Genomic DNA, 588 nt, shown 5'->3' with positions numbered 1-588 from the left:
TCCGCGCGCCTTAGAATTCTCTTCTCGCCTACCTGTGTCGGTTTGCGGTACGGGCACCTTCTCCTGGCTAGAGGCTTTTCTTGGCAGTCTGAGATCATGACCTTCGCTACTATAATTTTCGCTCCCCATCACAGCCCAGCCTTACGATGTGCGGATTTGCCTACACATCAGCCTCACTGCTTAGACGGACATCCATCAGTCCGCGTCACTACCCTACTGCGTCACCCCATCGCTCATAACGGATTACGGTGGTACAGGAATTTCGACCTGTTGTCCTTCGACTACGCCTATCGGCCTCGCCTTAGGTCCCGACTTACCCTGAGCGGACGAACCTTCCTCAGGAACCCTTAGGCTTTCGGCGGATCTGATTCTCACAGATCTTTTCGTTACTCATACCGGCATTCTCACTTGAATGCAGTCCAGCGCTCCTTCCGGTACACCTTCAACCCGCATTCAACGCTCCCCTACCCCTGATGCAAGCATCAAGCCATAGCTTCGGTGGTGTGTTTAGCCCCGTTACATTTTCGGCGCAGAGTCACTCGACCAGTGAGCTATTACGCACTCTTTCAATGGTGGCTGCTTCTAAGC

The 588-nt window shown here is 53.6% G+C and carries 1 rRNA gene; it reads right to left on the bottom strand.

From position 1 onward, the window contains the following. A 23S ribosomal RNA gene (locus tag ACU1JV_RS28065) occupies nt 1-588 on the bottom strand; the annotation flags it as partial.

Source organism: Paenibacillus sp. T2-29, from assembly GCF_052921365.1.
Note: the sequence above shows the minus strand (reverse complement) of the source record. Positions and strands in the feature narration are given on the sequence as shown.